Below are 18,295 nucleotides of genomic sequence, written 5' to 3' on the forward strand. Positions count from 1 at the left end.
TTTGAGTTCCTTTCCATATATAAAGCAAGACTCTAGAGACGAGCCTTGCTTCTAATTGATTTATGCTACTTCTACTACCTCTGAGTTTGTTAGGCCAGCATTTTTAGCAATTCTACCTAATTGCATTTTTAATACTGGGTTTTTAACAATAGAGAAGACAACTTTGTTAAAACCGGATTCATTATACATTTTAAAAGAGTTTTCCAGACTAGGAACCATATCTTTTGTAAGTATATCCATCGTGGTGCAATCTACTTCTAAAGTAAAATCCTTTGCGTTTATGGAGTTGATTTTCGCTTGATAGTCATTTACAAAGTTGATAACATCTTCATTAGTAAATGATCCTTTAACCTCCATTGCGATTGTCTTTTTCGTGTTGTTTACGTTAATACTGTACTTTGACATCGTCTTTCCTCCTAAAAAATGTGTAATAAATACAAAAAGAGCCCACAACAGGATTGCGCGCTCGTCATACATAAATCGATGAAGTGCGGCTCGACTATCCTAGCTTTTTAAAGCCGTAGATTCGTAGCTTTGCGTCCTTGTCTTTCAACAAGTTTGCCAAATCACAAAAAATATAATAGCACAGAGTGATAGAATATAAAAGTAATAAATGAATAAAAAATATTGGATATTATTGGTTGAAAAGCTATAATTTTTCCTGTTTCAACCGATTGACCTTTCTCCTAAGGCTTACATAAGTAAAGAGGTTTAGCCCAATTAATACAAAATAAATGATTTGCAAAACTTTCATAAATGAAAAATCTGCTGGGAGAACGATGATAAAGAAGATAGTGACGATAGATAATAAAACCGTTAAGATGACGTTAGAGAGATCTTCATATTTTTTAACCTTCGATTCAGTGTCCGAATAAATGTCTGGTGTTTCTATTGTAGAGGTTGCGACCGTACGGAAGTAATGCCAATTTTGGAACTGATCAACATGATCCCAGCCACTATCCTCAAATAAGGAAATATACGTTTCCAGATCATCTGCATAATTTCCCTTGTAATCTAGCTTATAGACATAATCAGTAGGTTGGATTTGTTCAAATGTATAAATGAACCAGTTGTAATGCTTAAGTCCCCATCCTTCCCTGGACATCTTTCTTAGCCACTTTTCTTCCGCGTCGTCCTGCCATGCCCAAAATGTTTTAAATGCTTTTTTAGTCATTCCCTTTTCCTCCTATTTTTTTCACATACTTTTCACTGGCAGATACTAATTCGATTAATCGCTTATGTTCAAGTTGGACGATTTCTTTCCCTAAATCTGTGAGCTGATAGCATTTTTTTCTTTCCATATCTAATTCCTCAATTTTTACAATAATCACTTGTTTTTCTAGTTTGGATAAAGCTCCATAAAGTGTTCCTGGTCCGAGCTTAACGGCCCCAGCACTCATTTCTTCTACTTTTTGCATGATGCCATACCCATGTAAGGGATCAATTAGAGCAAGCAGTATATAGTAGGTAGTATGTGTTAAGGGTAAAAAGCTTTCCGCATTTTTAGATTTCACCATCATTCCTCCGATGTATCGCTAATCGTTATATCGTCTGCCGATATAATAACTGAAGAGCTTAGAAAGCACAAGTAGAAAATGAATTTTTTCCCCAGGGTATAAAAAGAGCCTATCTTTCTAAATAAACGTGTAAGGGGGTCAAAAGAAAAAGATGCACCTCGTTGGAGATGCATCTTTTTCATGCCTTAATATCAATCGAATTCCCCAAACTCGGATGTGCGGGGGCACTCATCATTTGGAGTAATTGATTGTTGTTTTGTTCGGAAGTTTCCATGACTTTTTTCGCTAGAGCGATACCTACGCTTTGACCAAGAGAAGCCTGACTCATGGCCACGGATAATGCAGCTACGTCCAAAGCAGTCACCTCCTATATTTATATCGACAATCTACAGGGTGTTTGAAGAGGAAGTTTATAAATTTTGAAAAATTATGCAAGGAACTCCCTAGTGGTTACTTGCTAGAGTCAAAGAATCTAAATTGTAAAAAAAAATATATTTCTCCTACCATCTATCAGCAATAAATGAGAAAATGATAGATACTGAGAAACATATCTGAATGTATATAGGAATAGTTGAATGAAAAGAAGAGGGGAATTTGGTTATGGGTTTAGACAAACAGATTGAAGTAGGGGGCCTTGATTTTAGTTGGGATCTAGAGAAAGGATTATTTAATTTCGAAGGACAGGAAGCCGTTCTATTTTGGATTTCAAGTGCTATGAAGGCTTTTTTTGATACGATGGAAGAGATTTCTGGAGAAGAGGCTTCGCATCTTGTTTTGGAAACGACCGGATTTCGACAAGGCTTAGTGGTAGGAGAATATTTTGAAAAGATGAAAGATGTAAGTGCAGAAGACGCAGCGAAATTAATTACGGACACATATGCTTCTGCAGGATGGGGAAGATTTATTATCGAACATTTAGATCGAGAAGGCCACACATTGACGGTTCACTTAAAAGATAGCTGGGAACACAAAATCAATGTTGCTCAAGAGAAAACAAAAGGAGGAAGTTTTTTAGCTGGCCATTTCGCAGGCATTTTCTCTGGCCTTTTTGGGGTCAATATTTGGTATGAGATTGAGCATTTCCAATTGGATGGTCATGAGGCGACTAAGATTAATTATTTCCCTTCCGAGGTGACTATTGAAGAAAATATCCATAAGCTTTCCCGTAAGAAAGAACTGGATCACATTATGCGATTAGAAGGAGAAGTTGAAAATAAAACAAGAGAATTAAGGGACCTTGTAAAACGAATTTCTTCCCCAATTATCCCAGTATTAGAAGGAATTGCTGTCGTTCCGTTAATTGGAAAATATGATGAAGAACGATCCGAAGAGCTTGTAACAAAGACGCTCGAAAATCTCCCAACCTACCGATCCAGCTACCTCATCCTAGATTTGACAGGTTTAGATCAGGACACTGGTGACCTTACAGCTAGTTTAATTGGAAAGCTCGGTGTGGCTGCTTCGTTAATAGGAACGGAAACGATACTAGTTGGTATATCTCCTCATTTAAGTCAAGTGATAGCGAAGTTGGAACATAACTTTTCTGAATTCAACTGCTTCCAAACCTTGCAGCACGGGATTCATTTTGCGTTGGCGCAAATGGGAAGAAAAATCATCTAAACTTAAATTGTGAGGGAAAGCAGAATCGGGTGTATGATTAAAAACATACCAAAAAATACATAAAGTTAGGATGATAGGTGTGTTTGGAAAAATGATGGGTTCCGTGAAAGGCCGTACGGCATTAGTGTGGAGAATTCCAACTTTCCCCATTCTGCTCTTGTTGAATTTTATGTTCGGGTTGGCAACATCTTTATTCATTCCGTTTTCTTCCTTATTCGGCATTGATGAAGTAGGAATGAGCAATTTATCCTACGGAATTTTTATGACGACAATGGCGATAGGCGGAGTAGTGATTAGTACATATATTGGAAAGCTCTCGGATCGAAATGTGAGTCGTAAGCTGATTCTTATTGTGTCATCTGTTGCGGCTATTGCTGGTTATATGGGGTTTGCATACATTCGAAACTATATCTTACTTGCATTAGTAGGCTTTTTTCTATTAGGAATAGCCTCTGCTACGATGCCACAACTTTGGGCGCATGCTCGGGAAGTTTTAGAGCAATCAGACGTTCCCAAAAAAGAAATTCCTTATGTAATGAATGTATTTCGAATGTTTACTGCTTTAGCATGGACCGTTGGCCCAGCTTTTGCGGGTTGGGTATTAGTGGCTATGGATTTTAAAGGATTATTTATGCTTGTATCTATTGGGTTCTTGCTATGTATTTTTGCCATTATCTTTTTCTTGAAGGATGAGCCTAAAAAGGTGGATATGACTGGCAAGCAGGTTGTATTGGGAAAATTCATGCTGAAGCCACATATATTTGCGAATATTCTAGCCATGTTTTTGCTACATGCAGCCACGACGATTAATATGCAAAACATACCGCAATTCGTTACGAAAACGCTGGGTGGAACAGAAGCACATGTTGGTGTAATCTTTAGCGTCCCACCCGTTTTTGAGGTGCCACTTATGATCATGTTTGGTATCATGGCGACAAGATGGGACTTAGGAAAGCTCATTAAGCTTGGTTTTTTATTTTCCTTTGCTTATTTTTTCTTGATTTGGAACGTAACAGAACCGTGGCAGATCTACCCGTTGCAAGTACTTAGTGCGGCAAATGTAGCGATTACGGCAGGGTTGGCCGTTACGTATTTTCAAAACTTTTTGCCGAAGGAGCCGGGCACGGCCACGACACTGTATATGAACGCACAAAAGATTGGATCCACACTAGGCTTTTTATTATTTGGGTATTTTTCAAGCCTGTTTGAATATCAAAATGTGTTTATTATCTGTATTTTATTTACAGGGATTGGATTCTTCATTTTGTTGTTCTTTGGAAGTGAGCGAAAACAGAGTAAGAAATTACATGTAGCAGAATCATAAAAATGTGTAACATATTTTCGAATGAAACGTCAGATTCTATAAGAAATAGAAAAGAGAGGACGTTCCTTATGAAAAAAATCCTAGTGCTATTCGGAATAATCGTATTCTTGTCAGCTTGTGGAACAACGAATGCAGATCCTGGTCTCGATGAAGAACAACCACAACAACCATCGCCAATAGTAGAAGATGACAATGAATCGGAGGATCAAAATAACGGAGGCATTGTAGCAGGGGAGGTCGAAGCTAAATTGCAAGAAGTAGCTCCTATGCAATACGTGTACACCGTAAAAAACCAAACTGAAAAAACAGTGAAATTAGAATTTACAAGCTCGCAGCGCTATGATTTTTCTGTGGAGACGAAAGAAGGAAAACAAGTATATCTATACTCTAGTACAGCCTCCTTCTTACAAGCCCTTGGAGAAGAAACAATGGAACCAGCTGGCGAATTAACATACACCTTAGACTTAAATCAAATCGACTTATCTCCGGGTGAATATGTATTGACAGCTTGGATGACTCCTAAAGAAGGAGAAAAATATAAGATTTCCACAGAATTTACGATGGAGTAATAGCTGGGAGGGAACGAATGAAGATATTAGTGATCATTGCGCACCCAACCATGGATGATTCACGAATCAATGCTTACTTGAAGAAGGTTGTGGAACAGGAAGCATCGGTTACTGTTCATGATTTATACAGCACATACCCGAACGAGGATATTGATGTAGGTCAGGAGCAACAACTACTAGAGAAGCATGATAGGATTATTTTTCAGTATCCTAATTATTGGTATAGCTATACGCCGCTTCTTAAAAAGTGGTTTGATAAGGTGTTGGAAAGCGGATGGGCCTTTAAAGGAAGTCGTGCTTTAAAAGGAAAGGAAAAGAATTTGGAATTGCTTTAAGCTCAGCCTTCAAGGAAGAGGATTATCGATTTGATGGAATTCACCGCCATTCTATTGATCAAATTTTGGCACCTTTCCATGCCACCTGTAATTTTATTCGTGTGAAATCCTTGCCTGCCTTTCATACCTTTGAGGAAAATGTTATCACTGAGGAAGCCTTAATCCAACAAGGGGAAAGATACTTACGGTATGTAAACGGTTCCTATGAATTCCATTATTTTGTAGATTAGAAAAGAGTACAAAATCTTTGCCGATTTTGTGCTTTTTTTTGAGATAATGAATCTTCTATTTAGGAGAATTCGTAGTTAATAATAAGTTGAATATTGGGAGGACAAATCAAAATGTCGGAAAGGAAAGAGAAAAAAAGGAGTAGTGATAAGTACGGTGCTAGCATAGGAGCAGGGATTGCAATCGGTGCCGCAATTGGTGTAGCTATGGATAATATTGCAATAGGAATTGCCATTGGTCTAGCTATTGGTTCAGGGATAGGAGCTTCTATGAGTAAAAAATAAAAAGGGATTGGTAAAGTGGAGGACCGAATGTGGTCTTCCTTTTTTAATGTGCACTTTATGTTGTGGCTGATATTATTTTGATTTATTCTTTAAAGGTGTACATTAATTAAGGCTCATATTAGTCATTTTAGGAAAAAACGTACCTTTTATTGAACTCATTAAAATAATTAATGCACATTAATTATTTATTGTGATATACTAAATACCATCAAAGGAGGGATGGGAATGATTAGTGGAATTGGAATAAGCGGGATGGGAAGAATCGGCAGGTTATTAATTCGCAACATAATGTCAGATTGCAAAATGAAGGATGAGCTGAAAGCGATTAATAGCACGTACCCGGCCGAGACGATTGCTCATTTATTAAAATATGACTCCGTTCATGGAACGTGGGATGCAGAAATACGTGCAACAGAAAATACGCTCATTATTAATGAAAGCGTTATACAAGTGGCATATTCGCGTGAGCCGGAACGAATACCATGGAAAACATTTGGCGTGGACCTAGTCATTGATTCGACGGGTAAATTTAATCATCGTACTGGCGCTTCAAGACATTTGGAAGCGGGTGCTTCAACGGTACTTATTACAGCACCTGGAACGGATATGGATCAAACCATAGTAATGGGAGTAAATCAGCATGATTTTGATCCAGATAGGGATGCATTCCTATCCGCAGCTTCTTGTACGACTAATTGTGTCGTGCCAATCTTGAAAGTTATCGATGATGCATTTTCTATCAAGAGAGGGTGGGTGACAACAGTTCATGCCTTTACATCTGATCAAAATCATCTAGATAATCCACATAAGGATTTACGAAGAGCACGTGCATGTACACAATCCATTATTCCAACGACAACGGGAATTGGTAAGGCATTGATGGGTGTGCTGCCACATCTATCAACGAAAATGGAAGGGACCGCCATCCGAGTTCCAACTCAAGATGTTTCCTTGGTGGATTTAACGATTGAGCTATATGAAGAAACTTCAATAGAAGAAGTGAAAAAGAAATTTGAAGAAGCTGCAAACGGTAGTCTTTTTGGAATTATAGATTGGACGGAAACTCCTCTCGTTTCTTCTGATTATATAGGATGTCAGAAATCAGCGGTCATTGACGGTCCCTCAGTCAAAGTTGTAGGAAACCATCTGAAAATTTTAGCTTGGTATGACAACGAATGGGCGTATGCAACCAGGGTTATAGAGCTCGCCAACTACGTACAAAAGGAGAGAAGAGAAAATGGCAAACTACGAAAATCTTCCTAAAATGGGTGTTATCGTGTGTAGCCATTGCGGCTGCGAAATCGAAACGTTTCAGACGAATAAAGTGACCATTTTTTACTCAAACTGCGAGAATAATGTATGTTGCCATTCGATAGAAAGGGATGAAGCGGTTGAATTCGGTTAACTTGCTAGCCTCACGTATGAATTTAAACTCACACCTTGTGCATGATAATCTATCCGTTTCGGAGTTGGTTGAAGCCTCCATCAAACGAAAGGAAGGGATGCTAACAGAGTCAGGTGCTTTTCTCACCGCTACAGGTAAGTTCACAGGGCGTTCTCCAAAAGATCGATTTATCGTAAAGGATGATCAGACAGAAAAGCATGTTTCCTGGGGGAACGTGAATCAATCTATTTCGAAGTATCACTTCGAAGCCTTATATGATAAGGCACTAGCCTATATGGAGAACAAAGAACTTTTTGTTTTCGATGGTCAAGCGGGTGCAGACAATAGACACTCTTTGCCAATACGTGTCATTAACGAATATGCATGGCACAATTTGTTTGCTCGGCAATTGTTTATTCGAAAAAAAGAAACCGGGATAGAACCGGATTTTACGGTTATTTGTTTACCTGGTTTGCAAGCAGATCCAGCGGTAGACGGAACGAACTCCGAGACGTTTATAACCATTTCCTTTGAGAAAAAGGTGGTGTTAATAGGGGGGACCGCCTATGCTGGTGAAATGAAAAAGTCTATCTTCAGTGTTCTTAATTACCTTCTTCCTTTTAAAGGTGTCTTCCCGATGCATTGTTCAGCCAATGTGGGAAAGGAAAAGGGTGACGTTGCTCTATTCTTCGGTTTGTCTGGTACAGGGAAAACCACTCTGTCCGCAGATGAAAGCCGCAAGCTGATTGGCGACGATGAACACGGTTGGTCGGAGCAGGGTGTTTTTAATATAGAAGGTGGATGCTACGCCAAATGCATCGGATTGAGCAAAGAAAAAGAACCGCAAATTTGGAATGCCATTAAGTTTGGTACGGTACTAGAAAATGTAGCAGTTGATACAAATACAAAGCAGCTCGATTTTGATAATGGTACATTAACTGAAAATACGCGGGCTGCTTACCCACTAGAACACATTCCCGATGTTTTAACACCTAGTTATGCTGCACATCCTAATACAATTGTTTTCCTAACGGCTGATGCTTTCGGTGTTTTACCACCTATCGCCAAATTATCGAAAGAGCAAGCGATGTATCATTTCCTATCAGGGTACACGTCTAAGCTGGCAGGGACTGAACGAGGGGTAACAGAGCCTGAGGCGACATTTTCTACTTGTTTTGGAGAACCTTTTTTACCACTTGATCCATCTGTCTATGCGAGCATGTTGGGACAGAAACTGGAGGAGCATAATGTGGATGTTTTCCTTGTTAATACTGGTTGGACTAGTGGACCGTACGGCATTGGGAAACGAATCCCTTTATCTTTTACACGGGCGATGGTGACAGCTGCTATTAATGGGGATTTGAAGGAGTGTACCTACCGGACAGATGAGATATTTGGATTATCCGTCCCGACCTCCATCAATGGTATTCCGGATAAGCTGTTGAATCCGAGAGAGACGTGGAAAAATCCAAAAAAATACGATCAAAAAGCAAAAGAACTAGCGGGTCGATTCCAAAAGAACTTTTCCCGTTTTTCGGATGTGAGTAAAACGATTCGCCAAGCAGGTCCAAAAATAAACGGATAAAATTATTCCCATCTATTCTAGACCCGTTCTTGCGTTGCTACTAAAAGAATTATATGATTACCTCAAGAGAGGCTTGGACAGGAGGAACGGCATGATTGAGTTTTCGGCTAGACAATTAGAAATCGTAGATATCGTACAAAAAAATGAACCAATCACGGCGGAGCAAATTGCGGAAATGCTTGGGGTTAGTAAAGCAGCCCTGCGCTCTGACTTAGCTGTATTAGCCATGACGGGCTATATTGATGCTAAACCTAAGGTTGGATATTTTCGGGGGAGTAGCGTCAAGCGAGATGGAGTAAGTAGCCAGTTGAATAAGCTACTTATTAAGGATATTCAAGGGGTACCCGTTATTGTGCAAGAAACAACAACGGTGCATGATGCGGTTATCCAACTTTTCCTTGAAAATGTAGGCACACTCATGGTAGTGGATAGCGAGGGTTATCTAGAAGGAATTGTGTCACGCAAGGATCTATTAAAAGTGACTTTAGGAAACCCAAATGCTTCTACCATGCCCGTTAATCTCGTAATGACAAGGCAACCGAACGTCGTGACGGCATCACCCGACGACACAGTTTTAGAAGCAGCAAGAAAAATGGTTCACTTTCAAGTCGATAGCCTTCCTGTCGTGCAAGGTGACGATAAGAGTAAATTGCTAGTCACAGGTCGAATTACGAAAACCAATATGACGCAAGTACTAGTTGATTTAGCAATGGAAGTCTAAAGGATAGGTGGGAACAAAGATGACAAACAAGGATCGAATCATTTATGTATGTTCAGATGCCGTAGGGGAAACAGCGGAAGCGGTCGCACGCGCAACCATGCGACAGTTTTCTAATGAAAGAATTCAAATTAGAAGATATGGTCATATTGAGACAGAAGAACAAATTCAGTCGTTGATGGAGCAGGTCGCAAAGTCTGGGGGGATTATGGCCTATACGCTCGTACAGCCTGAATTAAGAGAGAAAATGAAACAGGAAGCGATTGAAAAAGATGTGAAAGCAATAGATGTCATGGGCCCACTTATGCAAGCCTATGTGGACACGTATAATAGTGCACCGAAACAGTTACCTGGATTACGCCATGAACTGGATGAAGAATACTTCCGCAGAATCGAGGCCATTGAATTTGCTGTAAAGTATGATGACGGCAGGGATGCGCGAGGATTTTTAAAAGCGCAGGTCGTCCTTGTTGGTGTTTCAAGAACATCCAAGACGCCACTTAGTATTTTCCTGGCGCATAAAGGGATAAAGGTGGCTAATCTTCCTATTTTGCCGGATGTGAAACCTCCAAAAGAACTCTATCAAGCTACGAAACCATTAATTATAGGGTTAACGATGGATCTGGATCATTTGTTGAAGATTCGTAAAGAACGATTAAAAGCAATCGGCCTACCGGATCATGCCAAGTACGCTTCGGAAGAGCAAATTTTAAAAGAGCTGGAGCAATCCAAAAAGATCATGGAAGAGTTAAACTGTAAGGTTATTAACGTGTCTAACAAATCTATTGAAGAAACTGCTGGAATTATTATGACCTATTTAGATAAACGATTTGAAGACCAATCGCAGTAACCCTATGGTATCCGAACCATTTAGAGGGGGATACCAACCATGGAAAGAAGTTTATCAATAGAAGTTATTCGTGTTACGGAAGCAGCAGCTATAGCGTCTGCCCGTTGGATGGGGCGCGGCGTGAAGGATGAAGCAGATGATGCTGCAACAACTGCTATGCGCGATGTGTTTGATACGATTCCGATGCGAGGAACCGTAGTTATTGGAGAAGGGGAAATGGATGAAGCCCCCATGCTATACATTGGGGAAAAGCTAGGTTCTAGAGAAGGTCCTGAGGTAGATATCGCTGTGGATCCTTTAGAAGGCACGAGCATTGTTGCGGCGGGAGGATCTAATGCATTAGCTGTCGTGGCCATTGCTGACAAAGGGAACCTACTGCATGCACCAGACATGTATATGAACAAAATCGCCGTCGGACCTGAAGCAGCAGGTAAAATAAATATAGAAGCGCCAATTTTAGAAAATATCCGTGCAGTGGCGAAGGCTAAGCAAAAAGAAATAGAAGATGTCGTTGTAACCATCCTTGATCGCCCAAGGCACTCGCACATTATAGAAGAATTGAGAAGAATAGGTGTACGAATCAAGCTAATAGATAACGGAGACGTAGCTGGTGCCATCAATACCGCCTTTGACCATACAGGGGTCGACATGCTGATAGGGGAAGGCGGAGCACCAGAAGGCGTTTTAGCCGCTGTTGCCTTGAAATGTCTTGGGGGAGACATGCAAGGTAAGCTTGTTCCGAAAAATAGAGAAGAATTCGAAAGATGCTTTAAAATGGGGTTAGATATAGAGAGCGTCTTAACATTAAATGATTTGGTCTCTGGTGATGATGCCATTTTTGCTGCCACGGGAGTTACAGACGGAGAGCTCCTTAAGGGCGTGCAGTATAAAGGGGATATCGCCACGACACAATCAATCGTAATGAGAGCGAAGTCTGGTACAGTAAGATTTGTAGATGGTCAACATAGTCTAATGAAAAAGCCAAATTTAGTAATGGGGTAGGATGGGCCGTGGGCTCATCCTTTTTGTTTTTCTCATATAGGAATTATATGTGCTGAGCGTTAACACAGCAGGCTTAGAGCTTCCTTTTTCCATAAAAAATGTAACAAAATAGTCGCAATTGGAAATAAAACATATCTATTTATCTACTAAGTTGTATGGTATCTTATTTTAGGAAACTTTATCTGGAGGGTAGATTCATAAATGGAAAAGAGACTAACAACTAAGATGGAAACATCTACAAACAGCGTGAACCTTCATTCGGAACATATAGTAACTTTTTTGAAAGACAATGGAGGCAATCATGTCTCTCATCTATTCTTTTTAAATGATAAAGAGGTATATTGGGCACAAAGACAAACCGTGTTGATTGTATATAAAAAGATTGCAAATAAATTAGTTGTACTAGGGGATCCAATCGGGCCAGATGCTTCGATTCCCGATGCGATACGAGAGTTTCACCAATATTGTGAATATCAAGGGTTAAAACCAATCTTCTATCAAGTGAGCCCGGCATTCATGCAGTTTTATCATGAGACAGGCTATCGATTTGTTAAGCTTGGGGAAGAAGGGAAAGTTAATCTACAAACTTTCACTCTAGCTGGTAAAAAGGGATCGAAGCTTCGGACAAGATTCAATAAGTTTGCTAGGAACGGCTTTCAGTTTCAAGTAGTAAACCCACCTTATTCGAAAGAGTTCTTACAACAACTTAAGGAAGTATCTGATTCATGGCTAGGTGGTCAAAAGGAAAAAACATTTTCCGTCGTTTCTTTTAGCGAAGAATATGTATCGAGATTTCATGTAGGAATTTTAACGGATGAAAATGACCAAATCATTGCATTCGCGACACTTGCGGACGATTTTAGAGAAACGATTAATATCGATCTCATGCGAAAAAGAGCGGATAGCCCTCACGGAACGATGGATGTGTTATTTATTCATATCTTGGAATGGGCAAAAGAAAATCAATACCAAACCTGCAGTTTAGGCATGGCACCACTTTCTAATGTAGGAAGCTGTAAGTATTCATTTGCTACTGAGAAATTTATCCGTTTGGCCTATCTATATGGAAATTCTTTATATAACTTCAAAGGATTAAAGGAATTTAAAGAAAAGTTTGCTTGTACGTGGGAACCGAAATATCTTGCTTACAAAAAAACATTCCTTCCAGCAACATTCGTGCAGCTTGTGTTGTTGATTAATAAAAGAAAAACAAACCGGCAAATGTTACGAGTGCAAAAAAAAGAAGAAATTGGATAACTACTAAGCATATGAAATGGTTCTAATAGAAAGAGCCGAATAATCCACTTCGGCTCTTTTCCCAATTAGCGAATCGATGCACTACGTAAGCTATATCTTTTTCCTGGATGATGGTCTGGTAAACGGTTATAACCATACAAGTTATCACGGAAGGTTTCCCCTTCATATTCTTTACGTACAAGTCCGCGTTCCTGGAGGATTGGTACGACATGTTCTGCAAAATCTTTAAACGTACCTGGAGTAATGGCATAAGCAATATTAAAGCCATCAATCCCTGTTTCTTCTACCCATTCTTCCAAAGTATCCGCGATTTCTTCTCCACTACCCACTGCAATTGGTCCAAGACCACCAATGCCAACAAACTCTTTAATCTTATCGACCGTCCATTGTGTCTCAGGATCAATTTTTGTGAAGTTTTCCACTGCAGATTGAATAGAGTCGTTCTTTACATAACGAAGGTTTTCGTCTGGCGCGTATTCAGATAGATCAATTCCGGTCCAACCTCCAAAGAGAGCCAAAGCTCCGTCATAGCTTATATGTTGTTTATACTCCTCATATTTTGCCACTGCTTCTTCATGCGTTTTCCCGACAATGGGGGTAAACATGGTGAGAACTTTAATGTCATCTTTTGAGCGACCAAACGTTTCCGCTTCTGCACGAAGTTTATCCACATATTGCTTTGCTGCTTTTTTCGTTGGAGCACCAATAAAGACACATTCCGCGTTTGCCGCAGCGAAAGCTCTTCCTTTTGTGGAGGCTCCTGCCTGAAATATGACTGGTGTTCGTTGAGGGGATGGTTCACTTAGGTGAGCACCAGGGACTTTGAAATATTTTCCTTCATGTTCGATATTGTGTACCTTACTTGGATCTGAATAGATACCACTATCTTTATCGACTAAGACTGCCTCCTCTTCCCAGCTACCTTCCCAAAGCTTGTAGCAAACTTCTAAGTACTCGGCAGCAATGTCGTAGCGCTCATCATGGCCAATTTGGTCATCTAATCCTATATTTACCGCAGCACTCTTAAGATAAGAGGTGACAATATTCCAACCGACGCGGCCTTTCGTTAGATGGTCTAAAGTAGACATCCGACGGGCAAATGGATACGGATGCTCATGCGTCACAGAAGCGGTCACCCCAAAACCGATATGCTTAGTAACGGCTGACATTAAGGGAACGACAAGCAAGGGATCGTTAACGGGTGATTGTGCCCCTTGCCGTACGGCAGCATCCCTCGAGCCTTCATAGACATCATACGTACCGAGGACGTCTGCTAGAAAAATAGCATCAAACCGTGCTTCTTCTAATATTTGAGCTAATTCAATCCAATATTCACTATCTTTGTACTGGTGCGAGCGATCCTCAGGGTGTGTCCATAGGCCAGGAGACTGGTGCCCCGCACAGTTCATATCAAAAGCATTTAAATAGATTCGTTTTTTAGTCATCTTCATTCACTCCTTATCGCAACACGGCTGTTTGTTGTTTTTGTACGGTTTGGATAAAATAATAAAGCTGTTTTCTCGTTCTTTCTAAAATCTCAAAATCAATGATTGGATTTTCTAAACTTTCTTTATTAATCTGGCTATCTAGTAAATAAACTCCCTTTAAGTTTTGCCCTTTTAGGTTTGCAAGTAATGGCTTTAAGGTGTACTCGATGGCTAATAAGTGGGCTGGGCTACCCCCTGTCATGATTGGGAGAACAGGCGTATCTTGAAGTACGTCTTGTGGCAACAGATCAATTAATGCTTTCAAGACCCCGGAATAAGCAGCCTTATAAACTGGTGAACCGATAATGACACCTTTTGCATTTTGGATGAGTGATGTGATTTCCTGTATTGCTTGGCTATCGTACTTCCCGTAAAATAAAACTTCCTGAGGTACATCCCGTATGGAAATGTGAGTAACCTTCAGTTTTTCCTTTTCTAATAAGGTACCTAAGTGTCGTAACACCAAGTCAGATCTAGATCGTTCGGACGGACTTCCTGACAATACAACAATGTCGCTCAATGTAAAACATCCTTTCAATGAAGAAAATTTGTTTATAAGAGTGTGTGGATGATTTTCCGATCATCTGTGAGCATATAAAAAGCCCTCTTTTCCATCAGAAAAGAGGGCGAACGTTCTTATATGTGCACTCTTATCTCTCAAGAAAAAACTCTTGCTGGATGTAGCACCTTCCTGACTAGGTCAGAGGTTGCTGAAGCGTCAACGGGCCAGTTCCCTCGGCTTCTCTTGATAAGAATATTGAATTTGTTATCCATCATAATGCCATAAAATGGGATTGTCAATAGGATTTAAGTAAAATGTGCTTAACAAACGCTTTACAAAATTCGTCATTTCCAAGGAAATAGAGAGAAATGAGCAGAATGTAAAAATATCGTAAATTTTCGGATAATTTAATAGATTTTTCGGATAGTGCAAAAAATGAAAGCTGTTACAATTGTTTGTAAGCGTTAACAAGTAAAGGGGGAAGAACAATGAAAAAGGTTAGCATTCTACTAGTTGGAATTATTGCTATTCTTAGTTTAGCAGCTTGTAGTGGAGGAGAAGGAGAGACCGCCTCAGGAAGCGACGTTATTGAATTAACATTATGGAATGACTGGACAGAAGATCGACCTGAAAATACAGCCTACAAGAATATGGTGGAGAAATTTAATGAACAGCATGATGACATCGAAGTAGTGATTGAGGCTATTCCGCACGATCAGTATGAAACGAAGCTACGAACACAGGCGGCCGGAAATCAGCTTCCGGATATGTTTCGTGTGTGGCCAGGAGCAAGACTTGCTCCGTTGGCTGAGGGAGGAGCGACCCTTTCATTAGATCCCATTAAGGACAATTGGGAAGGTGTGATTCCAGAAGGGATCATGAAGGACTATCAATTTGATGGTGTGCAATATGCTATACCAGGAAACATTAGCGAAACAAGCTTGATTTTCTACCATAAGGATATGGTGAAAGATGCTGGTTTTGAAGAATTTCCGAAAACGTACGAGGAGTTGAAATCTTTAATTACCGCATTAAATGAAGCTGGAACAACTCCTATTTCTTTAGGTAACAAAGCTATTTGGCCACTTCAATCCGTGTACATTTCTACGATCGCGGATCGCTTTACTGGAAGTGACTTCTTACCAAATGCTTTAAGTGGAGAAGGAAGTTTTGAAAACGAACAGTTCATCAATTCGATGAAGGTCATTGAAGAACTAGCGAACATGAAAGCATTTAATGGCGACATGAATACTATTGATGAAGCACAAGCGCGTAGTGAATTTAATGCTGGAAATGCGGCGATGCACTTCGCTGGATCTTGGGCAATCGGGCCTGTTCTAGATACGGTGGAAAATCCAGATAAAATTGGAGTGGCTCCGTTCCCAAGCTTTGCTGGTGGGGATGGTGATCCTGCTAAGATTGCAGGAGTTGCTGGGGGAGGAATCGCTTTAAATAGTGATCTTTCCGAAGAAGAACAGGAAGCCGCATTCGAATTCTTAAAATTCTTCTATAGTGATGAGATGTATCAACAACTTGTAGAAGCGAATATTATCGTGCCTGCTGATGTGGAAATGGGAGACGACATTCCACAAGTGTTCCAGGAAGCAAATAAGCTTGCTCAAGGTGGGTTAGCTCCGGTTTATGATGCGACGTTAAGTCCAGAGTTGACGGACATTATCAATAATGGTCTACAAGCCATTACATTAGGAGAAAAAACACCGGAAGAACTAGCAAAAGAAATGCAAGAGCAAGTCGAAAAAGAGCAATAAAACATGCAGGCAGGTTGCAACACTAGCAACCTGCCTATCTAATAAAAAAGATAAGAGAGGTGGGTGAATATGCACGCAGTTGGTAGGAGAAGAGGGGCAATCATTTTAGGTTTACTGCCTGCATTGCTTATCTATGTTATTTTTGCCATCCTTCCCATTCTCCAGTCCTTTTATTATTCCGTTATGGAATGGGATGGCTTTTCGGATATGACGTACGTCGGTCTGGCAAATTTCAAGGAAGTCTTCGCAGATCCATTGTTTTGGAATTCGGTGAAAAATAACATTTATGTCGTACTTGCATCTGTGTTCGGGCAAGTTCCAATTGCTTTGTTTATCGCTTTGTTGTTGAATCGAAAACTCAAAGGCTTGAAGATATTTCGAACGATTGGATTTCTTCCAGTAGTTCTATCAACGGTCGTAATATCTTTAACATGGAGTTTAATATACAACTCAGAGGACGGATTAATTAATGAATTGTTACGATCGGTTGGTCTTGAGTCATGGGCATTGAATTGGCTTGGAGACACAAACTTAGCGATGATTGCGGTTTGTATCACCGTGATTTGGCAGTTCGTTGGCCTTTATTTGATTATTTTCTTAGCAGCTCTCCAAAACGTTCCAGAAGAAGTATTGGAAGCAGCAAAGATGGATGGAGCCTCGGAATGGACGACAACATGGAAAATTATAGTTCCGATGATTTGGGATACGATTATTGTGGCGGTTATTTTATGTATTGCAGGAAGTTTAAAAACATTTGATTTAATTTATGTAATGACACATGGGGGACCATCCCACTCTACCGAAGTTATGGCTCTCTACATGTTTAATGAGACATTTAGTCAGCTTCAGTACGGCTATGGAAGTGCTGTATCTGTTTTAATTTTCTTCTTTAGCTTACTTTTAATTTACCTTGTGAACAAAATCTTTGGAAAAAAAATGATATAGGAAGGAGGAGCATCATGGAGACCGTAGTGAAATCAGAATTAGATCAGAAAACGATTAAGCCAAAGAGGAAGCTTAGTCTAAAACGGGTTTTGATCTATACAACCTTAACGATTTTTGCCGTTGTGAATGCCTATCCAATCCTTTGGATGATTATTAACTCTTTTAAGTCAGAACAGGAATTTCAGGTTGACCAATTTGGACTCCCAGACACATTTGTATTAGAGAACTATGTGAATGCATGGAATACAGCAAATTTTGGTGTCTTGTTCAAAAATAGTATATTTATCTGTTTGGCTGCGACCATTTTAACGGTTCTAATTGGAGCCATTGCTTCCTATTTTCTTTCGCGGTTTACGTTTAAAATGAACAAGGTTGTGTACACCTTTTTTATTTTCGGAATGCTTATTCCGATTCATGCAACACTTGTTCCTATGTTTATTTTAATTCGGAACCTTGGTTTGTTAAACACACCAGTGACATTGATATTTCCGTATATTGCGTTTCACTTACCAATTACGATATTTATTTTAACGAGCTTTATGAAAGCTTTTCCGAAGGATATTGAAGAATCAGCGGTTATGGATGGCTGCGGCATCTTCCGGATATTTTGGTCTATTATTCTACCAATGTCCCGGCCCGCCTTGGCGACTGTTATTATTCTAAATTTCATTTATAACTGGAATGAATTTTCGTTCGCTCTTGTCCTCATTAATGATCCAGCCTTACAAACGCTCCCATTAGGTCTGGCAAGTTTTGCTGGCCAATTTACGACAAACTATGGGGCACAAATGGCTGGCTTAACGATGTCTCTTATTCCAATTGTTGCTTTTTATTTATTACTAGAAAAAGAAATAGTCAAAGGAATGACAGCAGGAGCAGTTAAGGGATAAAATAGTGGTAATAACAGCAAAGGGTTGAT

22 protein-coding genes and 2 riboswitches are annotated in these 18,295 nt (G+C 39.9%); of the genes, 16 read left to right on the forward strand and 6 right to left on the reverse strand.

The annotated features are described in order from the left end of the window. Window positions 1-60: 60 nt before the first annotated feature. The 4 genes from KO561_RS07470 to KO561_RS07485 all read right to left on the reverse strand — a co-directional run bounded on the left by KO561_RS07470 (window position 61) and on the right by KO561_RS07485 (window position 1,872). Window positions 61-405: a hypothetical protein gene (locus tag KO561_RS07470; RefSeq protein ID WP_231096488.1), complete on the reverse strand. Its 345-nt coding sequence runs from the start codon at window positions 403-405 to the stop codon at window positions 61-63. 81 nt (window positions 406-486) lie between these two features. Next, window positions 487-573: riboswitch (cyclic di-GMP riboswitch) on the reverse strand. A 76-nt stretch (window positions 574-649) separates the two neighbouring features. Next, window positions 650-1,174: a DUF2812 domain-containing protein gene (locus KO561_RS07475; RefSeq protein WP_231096489.1), complete on the reverse strand. Its 525-nt coding sequence runs from the start codon at window positions 1,172-1,174 to the stop codon at window positions 650-652. Then, the gene (locus KO561_RS07480) at window positions 1,167-1,517 is read right to left on the reverse strand and encodes a PadR family transcriptional regulator (RefSeq protein ID WP_408004848.1); all 351 of its coding nucleotides are present in this window, start codon (window positions 1,515-1,517) and stop codon (window positions 1,167-1,169) included. The genes KO561_RS07475 and KO561_RS07480 overlap by 8 nt, the downstream gene beginning before the upstream one ends. A 178-nt stretch (window positions 1,518-1,695) precedes the next feature. Next, window positions 1,696-1,872, reverse strand: a complete 177-nt coding sequence (locus KO561_RS07485) for a YjfB family protein (RefSeq protein WP_231096491.1) — start codon at window positions 1,870-1,872, stop codon at window positions 1,696-1,698. A 245-nt stretch (window positions 1,873-2,117) separates the two neighbouring features. Between KO561_RS07485 and KO561_RS07490 the strand changes: the two genes are divergently transcribed. The 13 genes from KO561_RS07490 to KO561_RS07545 all read left to right on the forward strand — a co-directional run bounded on the left by KO561_RS07490 (window position 2,118) and on the right by KO561_RS07545 (window position 12,673). Further along, window positions 2,118-3,137 (forward strand): STAS domain-containing protein, encoded by a 1,020-nt coding sequence (locus tag KO561_RS07490; RefSeq protein WP_231096492.1) that lies wholly within the window; start codon window positions 2,118-2,120, stop codon window positions 3,135-3,137. Between the two features lie 79 nt (window positions 3,138-3,216). Further along, window positions 3,217-4,461 (forward strand): sugar efflux transporter, encoded by a 1,245-nt coding sequence (locus tag KO561_RS07495; RefSeq protein WP_231096493.1) that lies wholly within the window; start codon window positions 3,217-3,219, stop codon window positions 4,459-4,461. Window positions 4,462-4,529: 68 nt separating this feature from the next. Then, a complete protein-coding gene (locus tag KO561_RS07500; protein ID WP_231096494.1) occupies window positions 4,530-5,030 on the forward strand; it encodes a BsuPI-related putative proteinase inhibitor in 501 nt (166 codons plus the stop codon). Between the two features lie 17 nt (window positions 5,031-5,047). Beyond that, window positions 5,048-5,365, forward strand: a complete 318-nt coding sequence (locus tag KO561_RS07505; protein ID WP_231096495.1) for an NAD(P)H-dependent oxidoreductase — start codon at window positions 5,048-5,050, stop codon at window positions 5,363-5,365. Continuing rightward, the gene (locus KO561_RS20580) at window positions 5,356-5,595 is read left to right on the forward strand and encodes an NADPH-dependent FMN reductase family protein (protein WP_408004867.1); all 240 of its coding nucleotides are present in this window, start codon (window positions 5,356-5,358) and stop codon (window positions 5,593-5,595) included. The genes KO561_RS07505 and KO561_RS20580 overlap by 10 nt, the downstream gene beginning before the upstream one ends. 111 nt (window positions 5,596-5,706) lie before the next feature. After that, the gene (locus KO561_RS07510) at window positions 5,707-5,877 is read left to right on the forward strand and encodes a glycine zipper domain-containing protein (protein WP_231096496.1); all 171 of its coding nucleotides are present in this window, start codon (window positions 5,707-5,709) and stop codon (window positions 5,875-5,877) included. A gap of 225 nt (window positions 5,878-6,102) precedes the next feature. Next, entirely contained in the window at window positions 6,103-7,140 is a 1,038-nt protein-coding gene (gene gap, locus KO561_RS07515) for a type I glyceraldehyde-3-phosphate dehydrogenase (protein ID WP_231096497.1), read from the forward strand. A 1-nt stretch (window position 7,141) separates the two neighbouring features. Next, entirely contained in the window at window positions 7,142-7,282 is a 141-nt protein-coding gene (locus tag KO561_RS07520; protein ID WP_231097066.1) for a GapA-binding peptide SR1P, read from the forward strand. Then, window positions 7,260-8,846: a phosphoenolpyruvate carboxykinase (ATP) gene (pckA, locus tag KO561_RS07525; protein WP_408004849.1), complete on the forward strand. Its 1,587-nt coding sequence runs from the start codon at window positions 7,260-7,262 to the stop codon at window positions 8,844-8,846. The genes KO561_RS07520 and pckA overlap by 23 nt, the downstream gene beginning before the upstream one ends. Before the next feature lie 91 nt (window positions 8,847-8,937). Beyond that, window positions 8,938-9,567 carry a transcriptional regulator CcpN gene (locus tag KO561_RS07530; RefSeq protein ID WP_231096498.1) on the forward strand — a complete coding sequence of 210 codons (630 nt, stop codon included), beginning with the start codon at window positions 8,938-8,940 and terminating at the stop codon, window positions 9,565-9,567. A gap of 19 nt (window positions 9,568-9,586) precedes the next feature. Beyond that, complete coding sequence (locus KO561_RS07535; RefSeq protein WP_231096499.1) at window positions 9,587-10,414, forward strand: pyruvate, water dikinase regulatory protein; 828 nt, start codon at window positions 9,587-9,589, stop codon at window positions 10,412-10,414. A 39-nt stretch (window positions 10,415-10,453) separates the two neighbouring features. Continuing rightward, window positions 10,454-11,416: a class II fructose-bisphosphatase gene (gene glpX / locus KO561_RS07540; protein WP_231096500.1), complete on the forward strand. Its 963-nt coding sequence runs from the start codon at window positions 10,454-10,456 to the stop codon at window positions 11,414-11,416. Between the two features lie 201 nt (window positions 11,417-11,617). Continuing rightward, entirely contained in the window at window positions 11,618-12,673 is a 1,056-nt protein-coding gene (locus tag KO561_RS07545; protein WP_231096501.1) for a phosphatidylglycerol lysyltransferase domain-containing protein, read from the forward strand. 65 nt (window positions 12,674-12,738) lie between these two features. Here KO561_RS07545 and KO561_RS07550 read toward each other — a convergent pair whose 3' ends face one another. Continuing rightward, window positions 12,739-14,118 (reverse strand): LLM class flavin-dependent oxidoreductase, encoded by a 1,380-nt coding sequence (locus KO561_RS07550; RefSeq protein ID WP_231096502.1) that lies wholly within the window; start codon window positions 14,116-14,118, stop codon window positions 12,739-12,741. A 13-nt stretch (window positions 14,119-14,131) separates the two neighbouring features. Further along, window positions 14,132-14,680 carry an NADPH-dependent FMN reductase gene (ssuE, locus tag KO561_RS07555; RefSeq protein ID WP_231096503.1) on the reverse strand — a complete coding sequence of 183 codons (549 nt, stop codon included), beginning with the start codon at window positions 14,678-14,680 and terminating at the stop codon, window positions 14,132-14,134. 127 nt (window positions 14,681-14,807) lie between these two features. Beyond that, a riboswitch (SAM riboswitch) is annotated at window positions 14,808-14,915 on the reverse strand. Between the two features lie 235 nt (window positions 14,916-15,150). Between ssuE and KO561_RS07560 the strand changes: the two genes are divergently transcribed. The 3 genes from KO561_RS07560 (at window position 15,151) to KO561_RS07570 (ending at window position 18,266) form a co-directional block, all read left to right on the forward strand. Continuing rightward, complete coding sequence (locus KO561_RS07560; RefSeq protein ID WP_231096504.1) at window positions 15,151-16,431, forward strand: extracellular solute-binding protein; 1,281 nt, start codon at window positions 15,151-15,153, stop codon at window positions 16,429-16,431. 69 nt (window positions 16,432-16,500) lie between these two features. Further along, complete coding sequence (locus tag KO561_RS07565; RefSeq protein WP_231096505.1) at window positions 16,501-17,376, forward strand: carbohydrate ABC transporter permease; 876 nt, start codon at window positions 16,501-16,503, stop codon at window positions 17,374-17,376. Window positions 17,377-17,390: 14 nt separating this feature from the next. Further along, entirely contained in the window at window positions 17,391-18,266 is an 876-nt protein-coding gene (locus KO561_RS07570; RefSeq protein ID WP_231096506.1) for a carbohydrate ABC transporter permease, read from the forward strand. The last annotated feature ends 29 nt before the right edge of the window (window positions 18,267-18,295 follow it).

The sequence above is a fragment of the Radiobacillus kanasensis genome, assembly GCF_021049245.1.
Lineage (GTDB): Bacteria > Bacillota > Bacilli > Bacillales > Amphibacillaceae > Radiobacillus > Radiobacillus kanasensis.